Origin of the sequence: Flavobacterium aestivum (assembly GCF_026870175.2) — a bacterium.
GTDB classification, from domain to species: Bacteria; Bacteroidota; Bacteroidia; order Flavobacteriales; family Flavobacteriaceae; genus Flavobacterium; species Flavobacterium aestivum.
The window spans coordinates 4,443,997-4,463,435 of sequence record NZ_CP113977.2 but is presented as its reverse complement, the minus strand read 5'-3'; the positions used below and the strand labels follow the sequence as shown (position 1 = coordinate 4,463,435).

General features: G+C 33.6%; 18 protein-coding genes. 6 read left to right on the top strand and 12 right to left on the bottom strand.

What is annotated here, in order from left to right:
• Positions 1 to 2 precede the first annotated feature (2 nt).
• The 3 genes from OZP08_RS19130 to OZP08_RS19120 all read left to right on the top strand — a co-directional run bounded on the left by OZP08_RS19130 (position 3) and on the right by OZP08_RS19120 (position 3,644).
• Positions 3 to 1,088, top strand: a complete 1,086-nt coding sequence (locus OZP08_RS19130; RefSeq protein WP_281322616.1) for an HmuY family protein — start codon at positions 3 to 5, stop codon at positions 1,086 to 1,088.
• Positions 1,089 to 1,283: 195 nt separating this feature from the next.
• Positions 1,284 to 2,633, top strand: a complete 1,350-nt coding sequence (ffh, locus tag OZP08_RS19125) for a signal recognition particle protein (RefSeq protein WP_268847636.1) — start codon at positions 1,284 to 1,286, stop codon at positions 2,631 to 2,633.
• Between the two features lie 126 nt (positions 2,634 to 2,759).
• Positions 2,760 to 3,644 carry a bifunctional 5,10-methylenetetrahydrofolate dehydrogenase/5,10-methenyltetrahydrofolate cyclohydrolase gene (locus OZP08_RS19120; protein WP_268847635.1) on the top strand — a complete coding sequence of 295 codons (885 nt, stop codon included), beginning with the start codon at positions 2,760 to 2,762 and terminating at the stop codon, positions 3,642 to 3,644.
• A 185-nt stretch (positions 3,645 to 3,829) separates the two neighbouring features.
• Here the strand turns inward: OZP08_RS19120 and rluF are convergent, their stop codons facing one another.
• The 4 genes from rluF to OZP08_RS19100 form a co-directional block, all read right to left on the bottom strand.
• Positions 3,830 to 4,642, bottom strand: coding sequence for a 23S rRNA pseudouridine(2604) synthase RluF (gene rluF, locus OZP08_RS19115; RefSeq protein ID WP_268847634.1), 813 nt, complete (start codon positions 4,640 to 4,642; stop codon positions 3,830 to 3,832).
• Between the two features lie 275 nt (positions 4,643 to 4,917).
• Positions 4,918 to 5,769: an alpha/beta fold hydrolase gene (locus OZP08_RS19110; RefSeq protein WP_268847633.1), complete on the bottom strand. Its 852-nt coding sequence runs from the start codon at positions 5,767 to 5,769 to the stop codon at positions 4,918 to 4,920.
• Between the two features lie 52 nt (positions 5,770 to 5,821).
• Positions 5,822 to 6,601 (bottom strand): zinc ribbon domain-containing protein, encoded by a 780-nt coding sequence (locus OZP08_RS19105; RefSeq protein WP_268847632.1) that lies wholly within the window; start codon positions 6,599 to 6,601, stop codon positions 5,822 to 5,824.
• Between the two features lie 3 nt (positions 6,602 to 6,604).
• Entirely contained in the window at positions 6,605 to 7,702 is a 1,098-nt protein-coding gene (locus OZP08_RS19100) for a Nif3-like dinuclear metal center hexameric protein (protein WP_281322615.1), read from the bottom strand.
• Positions 7,703 to 7,841: 139 nt separating this feature from the next.
• On the opposite strand from OZP08_RS19100, the gene lpxK reads away from it, so the two are divergent.
• Together lpxK and OZP08_RS19090 are read left to right on the top strand one after the other, a co-directional pair.
• Positions 7,842 to 8,867, top strand: a complete 1,026-nt coding sequence (gene lpxK, locus OZP08_RS19095) for a tetraacyldisaccharide 4'-kinase (RefSeq protein WP_281322614.1) — start codon at positions 7,842 to 7,844, stop codon at positions 8,865 to 8,867.
• Positions 8,839 to 9,651 (top strand): purine-nucleoside phosphorylase, encoded by an 813-nt coding sequence (locus tag OZP08_RS19090; RefSeq protein ID WP_281322613.1) that lies wholly within the window; start codon positions 8,839 to 8,841, stop codon positions 9,649 to 9,651. The genes lpxK and OZP08_RS19090 overlap by 29 nt, the downstream gene beginning before the upstream one ends.
• Here the strand turns inward: OZP08_RS19090 and OZP08_RS19085 are convergent.
• The 3 genes from OZP08_RS19085 to lipA all read right to left on the bottom strand — a co-directional run bounded on the left by OZP08_RS19085 (position 9,648) and on the right by lipA (position 13,814).
• Entirely contained in the window at positions 9,648 to 11,828 is a 2,181-nt protein-coding gene (locus tag OZP08_RS19085) for a tetratricopeptide repeat-containing hybrid sensor histidine kinase/response regulator (protein WP_281322612.1), read from the bottom strand. The genes OZP08_RS19090 and OZP08_RS19085 overlap by 4 nt on opposite strands.
• A gap of 69 nt (positions 11,829 to 11,897) precedes the next feature.
• On the bottom strand, positions 11,898 to 12,893 hold the full coding sequence (gene gap, locus OZP08_RS19080) for a type I glyceraldehyde-3-phosphate dehydrogenase (protein ID WP_268847629.1): 996 nt from the start codon (positions 12,891 to 12,893) through the stop codon (positions 11,898 to 11,900).
• A 51-nt stretch (positions 12,894 to 12,944) separates the two neighbouring features.
• Positions 12,945 to 13,814 carry a lipoyl synthase gene (lipA, locus tag OZP08_RS19075; RefSeq protein ID WP_268847628.1) on the bottom strand — a complete coding sequence of 290 codons (870 nt, stop codon included), beginning with the start codon at positions 13,812 to 13,814 and terminating at the stop codon, positions 12,945 to 12,947.
• Between the two features lie 243 nt (positions 13,815 to 14,057).
• On the opposite strand from lipA, the gene OZP08_RS19070 reads away from it, so the two are divergent.
• Positions 14,058 to 14,912, top strand: coding sequence for a M48 family metalloprotease (locus OZP08_RS19070; RefSeq protein ID WP_281322611.1), 855 nt, complete (start codon positions 14,058 to 14,060; stop codon positions 14,910 to 14,912).
• A gap of 68 nt (positions 14,913 to 14,980) precedes the next feature.
• Here the strand turns inward: OZP08_RS19070 and OZP08_RS19065 are convergent, their stop codons facing one another.
• From OZP08_RS19065 to murB, 5 genes are all read right to left on the bottom strand, one after another.
• Positions 14,981 to 15,808, bottom strand: a complete 828-nt coding sequence (locus OZP08_RS19065) for an energy transducer TonB (protein WP_268847627.1) — start codon at positions 15,806 to 15,808, stop codon at positions 14,981 to 14,983.
• A gap of 186 nt (positions 15,809 to 15,994) precedes the next feature.
• The gene (locus tag OZP08_RS19060) at positions 15,995 to 16,546 is read right to left on the bottom strand and encodes an RNA polymerase sigma factor (protein WP_268847626.1); all 552 of its coding nucleotides are present in this window, start codon (positions 16,544 to 16,546) and stop codon (positions 15,995 to 15,997) included.
• Positions 16,537 to 17,643, bottom strand: coding sequence for a glycosyltransferase (locus OZP08_RS19055; RefSeq protein WP_281322610.1), 1,107 nt, complete (start codon positions 17,641 to 17,643; stop codon positions 16,537 to 16,539). The genes OZP08_RS19060 and OZP08_RS19055 overlap by 10 nt, the downstream gene beginning before the upstream one ends.
• 73 nt (positions 17,644 to 17,716) lie before the next feature.
• A complete protein-coding gene (locus OZP08_RS19050; protein ID WP_268847625.1) occupies positions 17,717 to 18,331 on the bottom strand; it encodes an FMN-binding negative transcriptional regulator in 615 nt (204 codons plus the stop codon).
• A gap of 74 nt (positions 18,332 to 18,405) precedes the next feature.
• Entirely contained in the window at positions 18,406 to 19,419 is a 1,014-nt protein-coding gene (murB, locus tag OZP08_RS19045) for a UDP-N-acetylmuramate dehydrogenase (protein WP_281322609.1), read from the bottom strand.
• Positions 19,420 to 19,439 lie beyond the last annotated feature (20 nt).

The following is a 19,439-nucleotide window of genomic DNA, read 5'->3' as shown; positions in this document are numbered from 1 at the left end:
CAATGAAAAAAGCATTTCTATTTTTATCTTTTGCCCTATTGTCACTTGCGTCATGTTCTAATGATGACGATAAAACTCCAGTAGAAATTCCTTCAGTTGGAGCAGTTTTGCAACCTGCAATTGGTGGAGCAAACCAACCTAATCAGGTTTATCTTGATTTAAGTACAGGAAAATCAGAATCAATAAACAGGGAAGCTTGGGATTTTGGATTTTCTACAGGTTCAGATTTTAGAGTTGTAATCAATGGATCTCTAAAAATGGCTGTAAAAAAATTAGAAACTTCAGATATTACCTTGACTCAAGTAAGTGATGCCAATGTTGCAGTAGGAGCAGGTACAAATCCTTCAAGTAATGGTTATGTTGATAACCCAACTGGTGTTTTGGCTGGAGCTGGAGCAGGAATTGGAACCGCAATTGCCGAAGTTTCGGCTACAGATGTAGAGAACAAAGTGTATTTAGTAAATCTTGGATTTGCAGTTTCGACTACAAAGCCAAATACAGGTTCAGTAAGTGTTGACGGTGAGGCTAGAGGCTGGAAAAAAGTTAGGATTTTAAGAAACGGAAACGGATATAAAATTCAATATGCAGATTTAGCATCTCCGACTTTTACAGAAAAAACAATTGCTAAAGATGCTGATTTCAATTTCTCCTTTTTTAGTTTGAAGACAGGAAACACAGTTTCGGTTGAGCCACAAAAAGCTAAATGGGATTTGAATTTTACAACATTCACCAATTATTTACCAGGAGCTACAGAAGTAACTTATGGATATTCTGATTTTATCGTTTCGAATATGAAAGGAGGAACGCAAGCTTATCAAGTTTTGGTTGCAGATGGAGGATCTTATGCAGACTTCACAAAGGCAAAAGTAGTTGAAGCTAATTTTGCAGTTTCTGTAAAGGATCAAAGAGCGATAGGTTCTAGCTGGAGAAGCGGTGGAGGGCCAGGTTCTTTGCCAAGCATAAAAACAGATCGTTTTTATGTAATAAAAGATGCTTCAGGAAATTATTATAAAGTTAAATTCCTAGCTATGACAAATGATGTCGGAGAAAGAGGGCATTTAACATTAGAATATTCAATTTTAAAATAATTGGTATTGAGAAAGAAAAATTAGTTAGTTTCATTAGTTAGTTTTGTTTATGGGAGAAGGAGGTTGGATTTATCTGGCCTCTTTTTTGTTGTTTTGAACTATATTTTAAAACAATTGCTTTTTTTATTTCTAATACTATTTAAACTTCAATATCAAATCATTAAATTTGCGCCTTAATTAAAGAGAAATACAATTATGTTCGATAATTTAAGCGATAAACTAGACAAAGCCTTTCATATATTAAAAGGACACGGAAAAATCACTGAAGTAAACGTTGCCGAAACTTTGAAAGAAGTGCGTCGTGCTTTACTTGATGCCGATGTCAATTTTAAAATAGCTAAAGATTTTACAACCAAAGTAAAAGAGAAAGCAATAGGTCAAGATGTATTAACTACATTACAGCCAGGACAATTATTGGTAAAGTTAGTCAAAGATGAGCTTACCGAATTGATGGGTGGAGATGTTGCAGGAATAAATCTTTCTGGGAATCCAACAGTAATATTAATGTCAGGATTACAAGGATCTGGAAAAACTACTTTTTCTGGTAAATTGGCCAATTATCTTAAAACAAAAAAGAATAAGAAACCACTTTTGGTGGCTTGTGATATTTATCGTCCAGCGGCAATTCAGCAATTGTATGTAGTTGGAGATTCCCTTGGTGTTGAGGTATACTCTGAACCAGAAAATAAAAATCCGGTTGAGATTGCTCAAAATGCTATAAAGCATGCAAAAGCAAACGGATTCAATGTTGTGATTGTCGATACAGCCGGACGTTTGGCTGTCGATAAAGAAATGATGGACGAAATTGCCAAAGTGCATAAAGCGATTCAGCCACAAGAAACTTTATTTGTTGTGGATGCCATGACAGGTCAAGATGCTGTTAATACAGCAAAAGCTTTCAACGATATATTGAATTTTGATGGGGTTATTTTAACCAAATTAGATGGGGATACTCGTGGTGGAGCTGCAATTTCTATCAAATCAGTAGTAAACAAACCAATTAAGTTTGTAGGTACTGGAGAGAAAATGGATGCTATTGATGTGTTCTATCCAGATCGTATGGCTGAGCGTATCCTTGGGATGGGAGACGTTGTGTCTTTGGTTGAAAGAGCGCAAGAGCAATATGACGAAGATGAAGCTAGAAAAATCCAAAAGAAAATTGCTAAAAATGAATTTGGTTTTGATGATTTCTTGTCACAAATTCAGCAAGTTAAGAAAATGGGTAATATGAAAGACTTGGTTGGGATGATACCAGGAGCTTCAAAAGCGATGAAAGATATCGAAATAGAAGATGATGCATTCAAACATATTGAGGCAATTATCCACTCTATGACTCCAATAGAAAGAAGTAAGCCAGCATTGATAGATGCAAAAAGAAAAATTAGAATAGCTAAAGGCTCCGGGACAAAAATTGAGCAAGTAAATCAATTGATGAAACAGTTTGACCAAATGAGCAAAATGATGAAGATGATGCAAGGCCCTGGAGGAAAAAACCTAATGAAAATGATGGGTGGAATGAAGGGAATGCCAGGAATGCCGAGATAATAAAAAAGGTTTCAAGTTTTAGGTTTCAAGTTGTTGAGACTAAAATTTGAAACTTTTTTGATTTAATAAATTAGAAGTTTCGTTTTTAAAGATGAAACTTGAAACCTTAAACTTTAAACAAAAAAAATGCAACTACTCGACGGAAAAAAAACAGCAGAAGATATAAAAAGCGAAATCGCTGCCGAAGTACAAAAAATTAAAGCTAAAGGTGGTAAAGTACCTCATTTAGCGGCTTTGATTGTAGGTAATGATGGAGCAAGTTTAACTTATGTTGGGAGCAAAGTAAAAGCTTGTGAGCGTGTGGGTTTTGAGTCTACATTAATTAAAATGCCTAGTACAACTTCAGAAACTGAATTGCTGAAAAAGATTAAGGAGTTGAATGAGAATGATGAAATCGATGGTTTTATTGTTCAGTTACCTCTTCCGGAGCAAATTGATGAGCAAAAGGTTTTGATGGAAATTGACCCAAGAAAAGATGTTGACGGATTTCACCCTGAGAATTTTGGGAAAATGGCTTTAGATATGACAACTTTTATTCCAGCAACTCCTTTTGGAATTTTGGAGTTGTTAGAAAGATATGGTGTAGAGACTCAAGGGAAACATACCGTAGTAATAGGAAGAAGCCATATTGTGGGAAGACCTATGAGTATCTTAATGGGGAGAAAAGGTTTTCCAGGAAACTCAACAGTTACATTAACACATAGCTATACCAAAAACATTGCGCAGATTACAACGCAAGCCGATATTATTATCACTGCTTTGGGAGTTCCAAATTATTTGAAAGCAGAAATGGTGAAAGATGGAGCTGTTGTTATTGACGTTGGTATTACTCGTGTTGCTGATGATACAAATTCTAAAGGATATGTAATAACCGGTGATGTTGATTTTGACAATGTAAGCAAAAAAACGTCTTTCATAACTCCAGTGCCAGGTGGTGTAGGACCAATGACTATTGCGATGTTGTTGAAAAATACACTTTTGGCAAGAGAAATGAGAATCACCAGAAGCTAATAAAATCAGAAAAAAAATATTTTATAGAATGCCTTAAACTCGATGTTTAGGGCATTTTTGCTTTTACATCTTTCGAAATTTGTATTGTTTTAGTTTTCTTGAAATTGTTTAGAAATGCTTTAGCAAAAGAAGGTTATAGTAATAAGAAAAAAAGCCGTTTCATTTTTTTGAAACGGCTTTGGGATTTAATAATTTCCTCTTTTTCTAAATCTTGGGTCATCCCTTTTGATGAATTCTGTTCTTCGTTTTGGTGCCTCCTTTTTTGGCAAACTTGCTTCTTCTGTTTTACTGGAAGGTTCAATTAATTGATTAAGTTCCTTTATTTCGGCTTCGGTTAGATCGCGATAACGACCTACGGGAACGTCTAGTGAAATATTGATAATTCGGATACGTTTTAAAGCGGTAACTTCATAACCTAAATATTCGCACATTCTACGGATTTGACGATTCAATCCTTGTGTCAAAATAATTTTGAAAATGTATTTACTGATTTGTTCTACTTTACATTTGCGGGTAACTGTATCTAGAATTGGTATACCATTACTCATTCTCTCTATAAAACGATCAGTAATAGGTTTGTTTACAGTTACGGTATATTCTTTTTCGTGATTGTTTCTCGCACGTAATATTTTGTTAACTATATCTCCGTCATTGGTCATGAAAATCAATCCTTCACTGGCTTTGTCTAATCTACCAATCGGGAAAATACGTTTAGGATAATTAATATAATCCACAATGTTATTACGAACTTCCAAATTGGTGGTGCATTCTATTCCTACTGGTTTGTAGAAAGCAAGATATACTGGTTTTTCTGTTTTTTCCCGGATTAGTTTACCATCTATGCGTACTTCATCATCAGGCGCAACTTTTGTTCCTAATTCCGGAACAACGCCGTTAATGGTCACTCGGCCTTCTTCTATGAATTTGTCGGCTTCGCGACGCGAACAATAGCCTGTTTCTGCAATGAATTTATTGAGACGTTTTAGATTTTCTTCCATAGTGCAAAAATAGTCTTTTTTTAGACTTCTTGGATTTTTGGATTATTAGATTATTAGATTGTTCGATTTTTAGATTTATAATTAAATCGTAAGAGTGTATTCTTTATTTTAGACTTCTTGGATTATTAGATTGTTCGATCTTTAGATTAATAGTTAAGTCGTATGAATGTTTTTTTTAATAGAATTCTCAGATTGTTAAAGTACCCGAAATCCAAAAATCTAATAATCCAAAAATCGAACAGTCTAGAAACCGAACAGTCTAGAAATCGAGCAATCTATTTTTTAAATAAAAAGCGGTAGATTTCCTGATACAAATCATCATCGTGCATGGAGTGACCAAGATCAGTAGTGGTTATGAAATGTCCTTTTTTCCAACCGTTAGCTATTTTTTGCCCTTCTTCAAATGCAACTATATTGTCAGTGGTGTCGTGAGCAATAATTCCCTCTATATTGATTTGTTCGGCAAATGTGGCACCTGAAAAATTTTCCAGCTCGAAATTGAAATTTTCTAAATAGCGTTTTTCTAAAAGAGAGAACATTTTACGGTTTAGACTCAACATTTGGATATAATTATCAATAAGTGTTCTCAAATCTGATGGTGCGCCTAGAATTACCATTTTTTCAATGCTGGTTTCGGGATGTAAATACTGATGGTAAATACAGGTTGCGCCTCCTATGGAGTGACCAATGATAATGCTTGGATTGTGTTTTTTTACCGCTTTGTTGATGAATTCTGCATAACGGGGTACATTGAATTCCTTACCGCTACTTTGTCCGTGAGCAGGTGCATCTATGGCTATGATGGTGCTTCCGGATTTTTGTAGATAAGGTAGGGTTTTTTCCCAACGGGCAGAATTGCTTTCCCAGCCGTGAACCAAAAGAATTTTAGTATCATTTCCTTTCCAAGTATAGGTCTGGAAATGGTCTTCGTTGTGATGGAATGTTTCTTTGATGGTGTCTTGAAGGATTTCTGGAAGGTTGTCTTCTTGAATTTTACCTATTCTGGGGTTGGTAAAAAGAGAATAGGATATATGCAACGCTTTTTTGGGATTCACCAAACTGAGTAGGTTGATGTATTGACCAACCGATTTGACAATTAGAAACCGAATACTTTTTTTGAGACTCAAAATATGTGGAGATATAAAAAAAGTCCCGATTAGATCGGGACTTAGTTATTTTTTAGAATTTTGAAAACAATTGTTCCATTTTCTCTCTTTCTTCTTCAGCTAAAACACTGTCAACTAAAATTCTTCCAGAATGCTCGTCAATTAAGATTTTCTTTCTAGAAGCGATTTCTACTTGTGTTTGTGGTGGAATCGTAAAGAATGACCCTGCAGATGCACCTCTTTCGATAGAAACTACTGCTAATCCGTTACGAACACTGCTTCTGATTCTTTTGTAAGCTACCAATAAACGCTCTTCAATTAGCTCTTCATATTCCGCTGATTTCTCAGTTAAGAAAGCCTCTTCTTTTTGAGTTTCGGACATGATAGCATCCAATTCAGATTTTTTATGTTTTAAGTGAGACATTTTAGACTCTAATTTCTCTTTTGAAGAAGCGATTACTTCTTTTTTATGCTCAATAGAAGCTTTCATTTCTTTGATTTGCTTTTCAGCTAGTTGAATTTCTAATTCTTGAAATTCTACTTCTTTAGTCAAAGAGTTGAATTCGCGGTTATTGCGAACACTTTCTTGTTGTTTAGTGTATTTTTTGACAGCTTCTTTGTGCTCGTCGATTGCATTCTTTTTTTCTTTGATAAGGTTTTCGATAACTTCGAGTTCACCTTTCAATTTCTCTGAACGAGTGCTTAAACCTGCAACTTCATCTTCTAAATCCTCAACCTCTAAAGGAAGTTCTCCTCTAACGTTTCTGATTTCGTCAATTCTAGAGTCAATTAACTGTAAGTCATAAATTGCTCTTAACTTGTCCTCAACACTTAATTCTTTCGTATTCGCCATATTCTATAAGTACTTAACTGGATTTGTATTTTCTTCCGATAAAATGATTGCAAAATTATGAATTTTTTTTCTAAGATAATCAACAATATACTCTTTTGTATAGCGTTCGCTTTCAAAATGGCCAATATCTGCTAATAAAAGTTGATTTTCGGCTTCATAATACTGATGATATTTTAAATCGGCTGTCAAAAAAACATCGGCACCGGCTTGAATGGCATTTTTAATAGCAAAACTACCCGAGCCTCCTAAGACTGCTACTTTTTTTATCTTTTTTCCTGTAAAGGCAGAGTGACGAATTCCATCGGCTTTCATTTTGTCTTTTGCATAAAGCAAAAAGTCATTTTCATCCATCGGTTCTTCGAGTTCACCAATCATTCCTAAACCAATATGATTGAACGTATTTTTCATATTGTAGATTTCAGTAGCAACTTCTTCGTAAATATGATTTTCCCTCAATGCTTTTATAATATTTGCTTCCAAGTGTTTGGCGTAAACCACTTCTATTTTAACCTCGGTACCTGTAGATAACACACCTCTTTGTCCAATTGTAGGTTCACTTTTTTCATTACCTTGGTAAGTAAAAGTTCCTTCTGAATTGAAGCTGCATTTGTCATAATTACCAATGCTTCCTGCGCCTGCTTCAAACAAGGCATTACGAACTTTGTCGGCATTATCTCGAATGGTATAGGTAACTAATTTTCGGATGTGATTTTGTTTTGGGATTAAAATCTGGGTGTTTGTGAGTCCCAATGTATCACAAAATATTTTATTTACACCTTCTGGGTGATTGTCTAGTGCCGTATGAACCGCATAAATAGCTATGTCGTTTTTTATGGCTTTGAGTAGAGCTCGTTCTACATAATTTTTTCCTGTTATTTTCTTTATTCCTGAAAATAAAATAGGATGGAAGCAAACTATCAAATTACATTTTTTAGTTATAGCTTCGTCAATTACATTTTCTAAAGCATCGTGGCAAACCAAAATACCCGTTGCTTCAGCGTTTTCGTCTCCGATTATTAAACCTACATTGTCAAAATCTTCGGCATATGCCAATGGAGCCATTTCTTCAAGAACAGAAAGAATTTCTTTTATAGTACTCATTTTTTAATCTTTATGGGGTATTTATTAGTTTGTACTTTACTAATTAACAATAGTAACTATTAGATGTTAATTTGTAAAGTTAGTATTAGTTTGTTTTTAATAATTTCCATCCAAAGATAAAATATTATACTTTCGTAAAATGAATTTACTGCGAAAAATATTGTTTCCATTTGCCATTTTGTATGGCTTTATTACAAGTGTTCGGAATTTTCTTTTCAATACTGGGGTTTTAAAATCCTATTCTTTTGATTTGCCTGTTATTGCAGTAGGTAATCTTAGTGTTGGTGGTACAGGGAAAACACCTCAAATAGAATATTTAATTCGGTTATTATCGGATAAATATAAAGTAGCTACCTTGAGCAGAGGCTATAAAAGACAATCAGAAGGATTTGTTTTGGCTAATTCAACTTCGGATGCATTACAATTGGGTGATGAACCTTTTCAGTTTTATCAAAAATTCAAGAATATTCAAGTGGCTGTAGATGCCAATAGGAAAAATGGAATCGAACAGTTACTTTCTAATTCAAATCCTCCTGAGGTTATTTTATTAGACGATGCGTTTCAACATAGGAAAGTAAAAGCAGGTTTTTATATATTGCTTACTGCTTATGGAGATTTGTATTGTAATGATCTTATGTTGCCTACAGGAAATTTAAGAGAGAGTAGGAGTGGAGTTCAGAGAGCAAATGTGGTTATTGTCACCAAATGTCCTTCGGACCTTTCGATTGCAGAACAAAATAATATTAAAAAACAGTTTGGCCTATCTTCGAATCAAAGTTTGTTCTTTACCTTTATAGATTATGATGATGTAGTTTATTCTGAAAAGGAAACGCTAAAAGTACTAGAGATTAAAAGTTTAAGCAAGATGCTTTTGGCTGGAATTGCAAAACCCGAATCGTTTTTTGCCCATTTGAAACAAGGGGATGACGAATGTTTGACTTTTCCGGATCACCACAATTTTAGCGAAAGCGAATTGTTGGAAATTAAGGAGAAAGCACATGATAAGATTATTGTAACAACCGAAAAAGATTATGTTCGATTGAAAGGAAGTATTTTGAGTGAACAGCTTTATTTTTTGCCTATTAAAAGTTCGTTCCTTTCTGATGCAGATAATTTTGATAAAAATATTTTGAACTATGTGGGACAAAGTACAAGAAACAGTTAGCTTTATTCAGGGGAAAATAAATTTTATTCCTGAATATGGAGTGATTTTAGGATCAGGATTAGGAGGTTTTACCGATGATATAGATGTAAAGTTTACTTTACCATATGAAGAAATACCAAATTTTCCGGTTTCTACCGTTGAGGGGCACAAAGGAGCATTGGTTTTTGGTACAATTGGTGTTAAAAAAGTTGTAGCAATGCAAGGACGCTTTCATTATTATGAAGGATATTCTATGAAGGAAGTGACTTTTCCTGTTCGGGTAATGAAGTATTTGGGTGTTGAAAAATTAATCGTTTCTAACGCTTCTGGAGGAGTAAACCCCAATTATAAAGTAGGGTCGATTGTTATTATCAAAGACCATATCAATTTCATGCCTGATCATCCTTTAAGAGGAAAGAACGACGAACGTTTTGGACCAAGGTTTGTAAATATGAGCCAACCATATTCTGTTGAAATGATTGCTAAAGCAAAAGAAATTGCAAAAGAGTTAGATGTTGAGGTTCATGATGGGGTATATTTAGGTCTGCAAGGTCCTACGTATGAAACCTTATCCGAGTATAGAATGGTTAAGATTTTGGGAGCTGATTGTGTTGGAATGTCAACTGTACCTGAGGTAATTGTGGCCCGACATATGGAGTTAGAAACTTTTGGAATTTCAATTATTACAGATATGGGTGATGAAGAAAATATTCTGTCTGTTACTCATGATGAGGTTTTAGAAGCTGCTAAAAAAGCTGAGCCTATTTTGAGAAATCTCGTAAAAGAGTTAATCGTAAGAGGTTAGGAATTAACCATGTTTTGGGCAATAATGGTATAAAAATCTTCCGGAACAAAAGGTTTTGTAATTACATCGGTCATGCCAAAAGAAAGTAGCATTTCTCTGTTTTCATTTAATGAAATTGCAGTTAGTGCAATGATTGGAGTTGTGGTGTCAAATTCTCTAATTTGTTGTGTAGCAATAGTTCCATTGATACCAAGTAAATGAACGTCCATTAAAACCAAATCAAATGCATTATCTTTTAAGATTTCAATGGCTTCTTCACCATTGTCTAAAATAGTACATTCCATTTCTTTATTCACCAACATTTTCTTGGTAATCATTTGGTTGATTTTGTTGTCTTCAACCACCAATACTTTTTTGTTTTTGAATATTTCCTGATCGTAATTTTTATTTTCGGGCTTAACTTGAATAGGCATCGAATCTACTTTGAAATTTAAATCAAATGAAAAAGTAGTCCCTTCTCCAACTTCACTTTTTAGTTTTATTTCTCCACCTAATATTTTGACCAATTTTTTTACGATGGTTAATCCTAATCCGGTGCCTCCAAACTTTCTGTTGATTTCTATAGAACCTTGGGAGAAGCTTTCGAATACTGTTTCTAATTTATCTTCTGGAATCCCAATTCCGGTATCAACGATTTGGAAATGAATAACTGCATTATCGTTTTGATAGGATACTAATTTAGTAATTACACTAATTGTTCCGTTATTGGTAAATTTTAAGGCATTATTGATTAAGTTCATGAAGATTTGGGATAATTTGGTTGGATCACCAATCAAATTTTCAGGAACTTCAGGGTCAATTTTGAGAATGAATTTATTATTGTTTATTGTGGCTATCTCTTTTAGGGAGTTTTGTATGTCGCCCAATAATTGTTTTAGATTAAAATTGATGTATTCTATCTCCAGTTTATTGGAGTCTATTTTGTTTATTTCCAAAATATCATTGATGAATGTCGTTAGATAATTCCCCGAAAATTTTAAGGAAGTTAAATAATGCATTTGTGATTTTTTGGGATTTTCTTCCAATAATAAATGAGCAATCCCATTTATGGCATTCAAGGGGGTTCTTAATTCATGACTTACGGTTGATAAGAACTCAGATCTTGCCTTTGAGGCTTCTTCTGCTTTGTTTTTTGCCAGAATTAATTCATTGTTTTTTTCTTTTAATAATAAGTTCGTTTGATTACGAATGATATTATTTTTATAAAGAGATAAACTTAATAGAGATAAAATTGAAATAATAGCAATGGCAAGAATGCTTATAAGCTTAGAGAATTTATCGGATTTTTCTTTTTCTTTGTTTTCTTTGTCAAGACGTAGAGTTTCCTGTAATCGCTGTACTTCTTTAAAGTTTTCATAATCATTGATGCCTAACTTTTGATCATTGGACAGGGAAATATTTTCTTTTAAATTCAAATGCTGTTTGAGATAGATAAAAGCATTCGTTTTATCTAACATTTTGTCATATACAGAGCTGATAGTTAGTAAAATGCTTGATCTTTGGTCAAGATTTTTGGTGTTTTTGTTTAAATCTAAGGCCCTGTTGAGGTAGTTTAAAGCTAAATTATATCTTTTTCCTAGGGCTTCAATAGTTCCTATTTGGTATAAGGCTTCGGCTTTAGTGTTTGTTGTTACTTCGCTTTTAGGTTTGGCAAGAATAGAATTGAATATAGTCGAAGCGAAAGCAATGTTTCCTTTTGTTTTTGAAAGTATTCCTTTTTGAAGGTTTATTAAGTCGGTTTGATCTTTAATTCCTAGTTTTTTTTGAATTTCTTCCGACTTAGAAATGCAAGTTTCTGCAAGTGAGTAATTCTTTTTCTCGATATAAGACAAGCCCATAAAATAATAGGCATTTGCCACTTTTATATTTGGCTTATTAGAAACGGCACTGAATAAATGAATGCTTCTGTTTAAAATTTCAATAGCATCATTGTGAAGTTTTAGATCGAAATAAATTTTTCCAAGCTTATAGTTTTGAATAGCTTCAGCTTCTGTTTTGTTATTTCTTTTGCAAAAATCAATAGATTTTTGAGTGTATAATAAAGCCTCTTTATATTTATTATTATTGATGCTCTCAGCTGCTAGATAAGAGTAGTATGAGATACTATCAACTTTAACTCTTTTTTGGGGATACAGTACTGAATGAAAAAAAATAATAAATAATAAAAAGTGCTTCATATGTTAATATTTATTGATTTTTCATTTCCTTCCCGAGCTATTAGGAGATATTTGGCTGTTTACACTTTTTTACTGTATCAATAGAATTAAATCAATGAGCCTGGAGGAGTATCCTATTTCATTGTCATACCAGCCTACTACTTTTACCATTTTGTCTATTACTGATGTAAGCTGTGAGTCAAATATACATGAATTTTTATTGCCAATAACATCTACGGATACAATTGGGTCTTCGGTATATTCTAAATATCCTTTTAAAGTGTTTTGGGAAGCTAATTTAAAAGCATCATTTATTTCTTTTATGGTAACTTCACGTTTTACATTGAATGTAATATCTGTTAGAGAACCATCAGGAACAGGTACTCTAATTCCGCAACCACCCATTTTACCATCTAGTTCCGTAAAAATTTTGGTCAATGCTTTTGCAGCACCTGTGGTTGTTGGAACTATTGATTGACTTGCGCCTCTAGCCCTACGCAAATCTTTATGAGGTTGGTCGTGTAAACTTTGATCAGTAGTAAAGGAGTGAATGGTGGTAATGTAAGCTTGCTCAATGCCGCAAAGTTCGTCAATGACTTTTATCATGGGAGCTGCATTATTGGTCGTGCAACTTGCATTAGAGATAATGGTTTCTGTCCCGTCAAGAATAGATTCATTAACACCTAATACTACAGTTTTTATAGTGTCTACTTCTGATGGAGCCGAAAGAATTACTTTTTTGGCTCCAACAAGAATGTGTGTGTTTATTTCTTCGAAAGTTTTGTGTTTTCCGGTAGATTCTATGACAATATCTATATCGATACTTTTCCAGTCTAGTTTTGCAATGCTTTTTTCGTGGAAAAACAAAACATGTTTACCATCAACAAAAATTCCTGTTTCATCTGCGCTTACTGCAAATGGCAAAACACCATGAATACTATCGTACTTTACCAAATGCGCCATTGTTTTTTTATCGGCAATGTCATTGATGGCGACTACTTCAATAGTGGGATGGTTTAAAAGCAAGCGAAATAAATTTCGACCAATTCTTCCAAACCCATTTATAGCAATTCTTGTTTTTGTCATTTTAAAGTTGATGCGAAGCTAATAGTTTCCAGATTTCTCAGAAATCTAAAATTAATTGATATGTTTCTGTGCCTTATATGAAGATCGTACTAATGGACCACTCTCTACATGGCGGAAGCCTAACTCTAATCCGTATTTTTCATATCTTTCGAATTGCTCGGGTGTTATGAACTCTTTTACAGGAAGGTGTTTTTTGCTAGGCTGTAAATATTGACCAATGGTTACAATATCTACATTGGCAGCACGTAAATCACGCATGGTTTGAAAAACTTCCTCTTCTTCTTCACCAAGTCCTAGCATAATTCCGGATTTGGTTCTATTGATGCCTTTTTCTTTTAGGTATCTCAAAACTTCCAGGCTTCGGTCGTATTTTGCTTGTATACGTACTTCACGAGTTAGTCTACGAACGGTTTCTACGTTATGGGAAACAACTTCAGGATTGGCTTCTACGATTCGGTCGATATTTCTTTCAATACCTTGAAAATCGGGAATCAAAGTTTCCAGAGTAGTATTTGGGTTCATTCTTCGAATGGCTTTAACAGTTTCGATCCATATAATAGAACCACCATCTTTCAAATCATCTCTATCTACACTCGTAATTACTGCGTGTTTGATATTCATAATTTTTATAGAACGCGCTACTTTTTCAGGTTCATCCCAATCTACAGTTTCTGGTCTTCCTGTTTTTACTCCACAAAAACCGCAAGAACGTGTACAGACATTTCCTAAAATCATAAAAGTTGCAGTTCCTTCTCCCCAACATTCACCCATATTTGGACAACTTCCAGATGTACAAATCGTATTCAAGCTATATTTATCTACTAAACCACGAAGTTCAGTGTATTTTTGTCCTATTGGAAGTTTTACCTTTAGCCATTTTGGCTTTCCAACAGGTAATGTATTGTCTAAAACAGTTTCCATATTTCGATTTTCAGACTGCAAAGATAAGGAATGTAGTTTTAAAAAATAAGATTCAATATTTATGATTTTTGATGAAATGTACACAAATATCAGGTCAATTTTTAGGTTTTTGTATAAAGTCTCTTTTCGTTGTTAAGATTATTTAAAGGCTTTGAAGGATTAAATTCTAAACATTAGAATAAAACTAAATTCAGTTATGTCAAACTTATATTATATTTGTACCTTCAAATAAATAAAAAAAAGATGAACACAAAATCAATATTATTAGGAGCTTTAGTTGTTTTGTTTGGAGTTTCAACAACACATGCGCAAATTAATTTAGGTGAAAGAGCATTAGGTGCTGTTCAAAAAGGGATGACTGGATTTACTTTTTCTGATGCTGATGCAGCAGCTTTATCTAAGCCAGCCGTTGATAAAATGGATGCCGAAAATAAAGTGGCAGGACCAACAGATCCTTATGCAATTCGTTTAGCTAGAGTTTTTGGGAAACATACCAAAGGAGAGTTTTATACCTTGAATTACAAAGTGTATTTAACAAAAGATATCAATGCATTTGCAACTGCTGATGGGAGTGTACGTGTTTTTTCTGGTTTGATGGATGTGATGGATGATAATGAGCTAATTGCTGTTATTGGTCATGAAATAGGACATGTTAATAATCATGATTCAAGAGATGCTATGAAAGCTATATATCAAAAAGAGGCTTTGATTGATGCAGCAGCTTCTCAATCTAATAAAGTTGCGGCAATAACTGATAGCCAATTGGCAAAAATTGGTAGTGCTATGATTGATAGTAAACACAGCCGTAAGCAAGAAGCAGAAGCGGATTTGTTTGCTTATGATTTCATGAAGAAAAACGGGTATAATGTAAATGCTGAAGAATCTGCTTTTAGGATATTGGCAAAAATGAGTGGTGGAGCGCAAAGTTCTTTTATAGATCAAATGATGAGTTCTCACCCTGATTCAAATCAAAGAGCTGATGATGCAAAAGCAAGAGCTGAGAAAGATGGTTTATACAAACCGTATGTGCAACAAAAGATTGTAAATACTGTTCCTGTAAAGAAAACTACTACGAAGAAGACTACAAAGAAAAAATAAATCTCAATCTTTGTATTGTGGTTAATTAAAAAAAGAAAGCTGAACTTTTGGAGTTCAGCTTTCTTTTTTTAGTTAGCTTGTATGGTAATAGGTAAGTTGTAGGCGGTTCGAACGGCCTTGCCTTCAATCATTCCGGGAGCCCATTTGGTTTTTAAAGATTTCAAAACGCGTATGGCTTCTGTTCCTAATCCATAACCCGGATCTTTGAGTACTTTAATATCTGTCATGCTTCCGTCTTTCTCGATTACAAATGAAACGTTTACTCGAATCTCACTTTCGCTTTCTAATTCCGGTTTTTCAAAATTATTCCCAACATAAGTGTAGAATTTTTTGATTCCACCAGGGAATTCAGGCATTTTGTCTAATACGGCACTAGAAACAATAGTGTTGTCCGGAACGCTGGGAGTGCTTACTCCTGTGCTTGTACCTGTTGGAGCTGTTGTGTCTAAACCTGTGCTAACTGCACCTTCAGTGTTGTTGCTTGTGGTATTTTTAAGTTCAACATTAGTAGCAATTTCTGTAGTTGCCAGATCTGAATGAACGATTTCTGGATTTATAAGTTTTGTATCTGTATTAATATTCTCTGTAATTGGTCTTTTAATTTCTGGCATAACTGTTTTTTCTACTTCTGTTTTGGGTGGAACATAAGTAGTAAGATCTACAAGAGTAACAGGAGTATCAAGAGGTATTGATGGGGCGATCCTGTGCTCCGGATTTAGATAATTATAAACCATAGGAAGACTAATGGCCGATGTCAAAAGTAAGGCTCCTGTAAAGAGAGCAGTTAAGGATGTTTTGGTGTTTTCTTGGCGTAAAGGATACGCGCCATACTCTTTGTTTCTGTTTTCGAAAACAAGGTCAATCCAGTTGGTTTCGTAGATGCTTAATTTAGACATAATTTATAGATTTAATGGTTAGGTAATAATTAAATCATAAGCTAAAGTGATTTTAACTTCTAACGAAAACAATAGGAATTTTAGTGTATAGAGAATGTATTATTTTTCAATTAAATTGTTAAATAAGTAATAATTATAAGTGGATGAAGAAGTTGTGTTAGTTAAAAATTTATTTATTTAACTAAATTAATGTCTATTTCTGATAATTTCAGATAGAAGCTTTTTTGCACGAAGGAGTTTAATCTTTACATTACTCAATGGTTCATCTATTTTATTGGCAATTTCCTGATAACTCATTTCTTGAAAATAGCGTAACTGAATTACTTCTTGGTAATGGGGTTTCAACTCTTTGATGAATTGTAATAATTGTGAAAGATTTTGTTCTGTGATTAATACGTCTTCGGCAGATGGAGTTGTATCGGCAATATTATAAGCCTGTTGGTCTTGCTCATCTGTAATTTCTATAAAAAGACTCGATTTGTTTTTGCGTATCAAATCGATATGGACATTTTTTGCAATAGAAATGAGCCAGGTGTTAAACTGATATTCTGAATTGTAAGTACTTATTTTGTCAAAAGCTTTAGAAAAGGTTTCTATTGTGATGTCTTCTGCAGTGGTTTCGTTTTCGGTGCGTTTAAGCATAAAACCATAGACTTCATTCCAATAATAATCCAATAAAAAAGTAAAGGCAACTTGATCTCCTTTTTTTGCTTTTTCTATTTGTTTGTTTATTTCCAATGTGCTGGTTTTGAAAAAATGTTGGTCATGAAGACATTAATTTGTGTGAATATAAGTATAAATTCTATAATAGGGAACCAATACATCACATCTTTTTCTTTTAATTTCCCAGCGGCGAACCCAAGAACAATCCAAGTGAATAAATATCTAAAGCCAATTATGCTCAATACTAATATCCATTGAAATTGAAAGGCTAATAAAATAATAGGCAATGTAAGAAACAACAATTGCGAACTAAAGAAAATAGCTAATTGTGCTTTGTCAAATGTTTTGTAATGTTTGGCAGTGGCAACATGTCTTCTTTTTTGAATAAACCAATCTTTATATGTGGTTTTAGGTGCCGAGTAAGTAAAACTTTCAGGGCTGTAGCTGATAGTTGTATTGTCTGAATCCGCAGCTTGATTGATGAATAAATCATCATCCCCAGAGCGAATTTGAATGTGGTCTATAAAACCATTTACATTAAAAAACTCTTCTTTTTTGTATGCTAAATTTCGACCTACTCCCATGTAAGGATTACCTGATTTTGCCCATGAAAGATATTGAACAGCGGTAAGTAAAGTCTCAAAACGGATTAATTTATTCAAAAATGAACGCTCTATTTTCTCATAACCGCCATATCCTAAAATAATTGTTTTTTCTCTTGAGAATTGGGCACTCATCGCAGTGATCCATTCTTTTGAAGTAGGATAACAATCAGCATCAGTAAATAATAAATATTCTTTTTTTGCGGCTTTGATACCTAATGTCAATGCATATTTTTTGTTTCCCCAAAAAGCTTCGTTATTCTTTACTTTTACAAGGCGAATGTTTGGATATGTTTTCTCAAATTCTTCAAAAATATCTAAAGTTGAGTCGCTTGAAGCATCGTCAATCAAGACGATTTCAAAATCGGGATAATTTTGTTCGGCAAGTAAAGGGACATATTTAATAATATTATCTTCTTCATTTTTGGCGCAAACAATTACAGAAATTGGAATGTTTTTAGCGTTTATTTCTTGTGCTTTGGCAAATGAAAATTTTGCAAAAACAAAGAGATAATAAAAAAGTTGAATGACAACTACAGCAATAAAAAAGTATAAAATAATGGTTAGCATCTTTTATTTTTTGGCTTTTAAAACGACTGCAAATGTAATTAGCAATTACCAATTTTCAATGTAAAATTGGTAATTACTTTCTGTATTTTTCCATTTCTTTTGCTACTGCTATAGATTGCGGATTTTCTGTATTGTTAAGTTCTTTAATAATAGCTGCATAATTTTTGTCATCTCTGTTTTGTGACATTTTGGTTAGAGCCTGTATTTCTTGTATTTTAATTTCAAAAGCTACAACTCCTCTAGCTTCCATCATTGTTTTCTTTGATAGATCGGCGACTCTAACTGGGCATTTTGAGTTTTGCTCATATTTGTCCACCAGTTTACTCAAGGATTCGATTACGGCATCTCCTTCTACGATTTTAATTTTTCCATAAACATGAACAGCCGAGTAATTCCAAGTAGGTACATTTTCATGGTCATACCAAGAAGGGGAAATATAGGAATGAACTCCTGTAAATACTGCTAAAACGTCGTCATTCGATTCAAAAGCTGTCCATTGTGGATTCTCTTTTGAGATATGGCCATATAAAATTTCTTCACCATCTTTGTTATAATCTAATTCCAAAGGGATATGAGTTACCCATAATTTTCCATTGGTTTGATTGATAAGGATTCCAAAAGCATTCTCTTTCAAAAAGGTTCTAATGGCTTCTGGGTTTTCGTTTTTGAATAAATCAGGTATATACATTTTCTGTTAATTTAGATTCTTGAATTTAGAGCAGTTTTTTCGTAATCCGGAATTTGAATTGTAAAACCTGCTATCTATATTATGTTTACTTCAGCTTCAATATGAATGCCAAAGGTTTCAAAAACGGTATCTTGAACTTTTTTAGAAACATTCAAAATTTCCTGTCCAGTAGCATTTCCGTAATTTACGAGTACAAGCGCTTGATTTTTATGAATTCCGGCATCTCCAAAACGTTTTCCTTTTAGACCTGCTTGTTCAATTAACCAACCAGCTGGGACTTTGACTTCGGCTTCTGAAATATCAAAGAATCTCATTTCTGGGAATTTTTGATGAATTTTCTCGAAATCAGTTTTTAAAAGTATTGGGTTTTTAAAAAAACTACCACTGTTTCCTAATTCAGCAGGATCAGGTAATTTGCTTTTTCGAATGGCAATTACGGCATTGCTAACGTCTTTTAAACCGGGAGTTGCAATGTTGTTTTTTGCTAACTCAGCAGTAATATCTCCGTATGAAGTATTGATTTTATGGTTGTGCTTTGTAAGTTTAAAAATAACTGAAGTTATAACGTATTGATTTTTTACTTCGTTTTTGAAAATACTTTCTCGGTATCCAAAATTACATTCCTCTTTTGTGAATGTTTTTGTTTCTTGATTTTCGATATTTATGGCATCACAAGAAACAAAAGTGTCTTTCATTTCAACACCGTAAGCTCCAATATTTTGTACAGGAGTGGTACCTACATTTCCTGGGATAAGAGACATGTTTTCTAATCCTCCAAAATTTTGATCAATGGCCCACAGTACAAATTCGTGCCAGTTTTCTCCAGCTTGTCCTTCAACCCAAACAAAATCGGTGTCTTCTTTTAGAATTTTTTTTCCTTTTAAATCGATATGGACTACCAAAGCTTCAATATCTTTTGTTAGAAGCATGTTGCTTCCACCGCCAAGAATAAATTTTTTATTTGATTTGTTTTGTTCCAAAATGTTTTTCAATTCGGATACACTGTGAACGGCGACAAACTGTTGGGCTTTGGCTTCAATGCCAAATGTATTATAGTTTTTTAAAGAAAAATTATTTAAAATCTCCATAAAGAATTGGATTAAGTAGG

Bases quoted from the DNA above. Each gene is read 5' to 3' on its own strand.
- OZP08_RS19130 (WP_281322616.1), top strand. From the start codon at position 3: ATGAAAAAAGCATTTCTATTTTTATCTTTTGCCCTATTGTCACTTGCG.
- ffh (WP_268847636.1), top strand. From the start codon at position 1,284: ATGTTCGATAATTTAAGCGATAAACTAGACAAAGCCTTTCATATATTA.
- OZP08_RS19120 (WP_268847635.1), top strand. From the start codon at position 2,760: ATGCAACTACTCGACGGAAAAAAAACAGCAGAAGATATAAAAAGCGAA.
- rluF (WP_268847634.1), bottom strand. From the start codon at position 4,642: ATGGAAGAAAATCTAAAACGTCTCAATAAATTCATTGCAGAAACAGGC.
- OZP08_RS19105 (WP_268847632.1), bottom strand. From the start codon at position 6,601: ATGGCGAATACGAAAGAATTAAGTGTTGAGGACAAGTTAAGAGCAATT.
- OZP08_RS19100 (WP_281322615.1), bottom strand. From the start codon at position 7,702: ATGAGTACTATAAAAGAAATTCTTTCTGTTCTTGAAGAAATGGCTCCA.
- lpxK (WP_281322614.1), top strand. From the start codon at position 7,842: ATGAATTTACTGCGAAAAATATTGTTTCCATTTGCCATTTTGTATGGC.
- OZP08_RS19090 (WP_281322613.1), top strand. From the start codon at position 8,839: ATGTGGGACAAAGTACAAGAAACAGTTAGCTTTATTCAGGGGAAAATA.
- OZP08_RS19085 (WP_281322612.1), bottom strand. From the start codon at position 11,828: ATGAAGCACTTTTTATTATTTATTATTTTTTTTCATTCAGTACTGTAT.
- gap (WP_268847629.1), bottom strand. From the start codon at position 12,893: ATGACAAAAACAAGAATTGCTATAAATGGGTTTGGAAGAATTGGTCGA.
- lipA (WP_268847628.1), bottom strand. From the start codon at position 13,814: ATGGAAACTGTTTTAGACAATACATTACCTGTTGGAAAGCCAAAATGG.
- OZP08_RS19070 (WP_281322611.1), top strand. From the start codon at position 14,058: ATGAACACAAAATCAATATTATTAGGAGCTTTAGTTGTTTTGTTTGGA.
- OZP08_RS19065 (WP_268847627.1), bottom strand. From the start codon at position 15,808: ATGTCTAAATTAAGCATCTACGAAACCAACTGGATTGACCTTGTTTTC.
- OZP08_RS19055 (WP_281322610.1), bottom strand. From the start codon at position 17,643: ATGCTAACCATTATTTTATACTTTTTTATTGCTGTAGTTGTCATTCAA.
- OZP08_RS19050 (WP_268847625.1), bottom strand. From the start codon at position 18,331: ATGTATATACCTGATTTATTCAAAAACGAAAACCCAGAAGCCATTAGA.
- murB (WP_281322609.1), bottom strand. From the start codon at position 19,419: ATGGAGATTTTAAATAATTTTTCTTTAAAAAACTATAATACATTTGGC.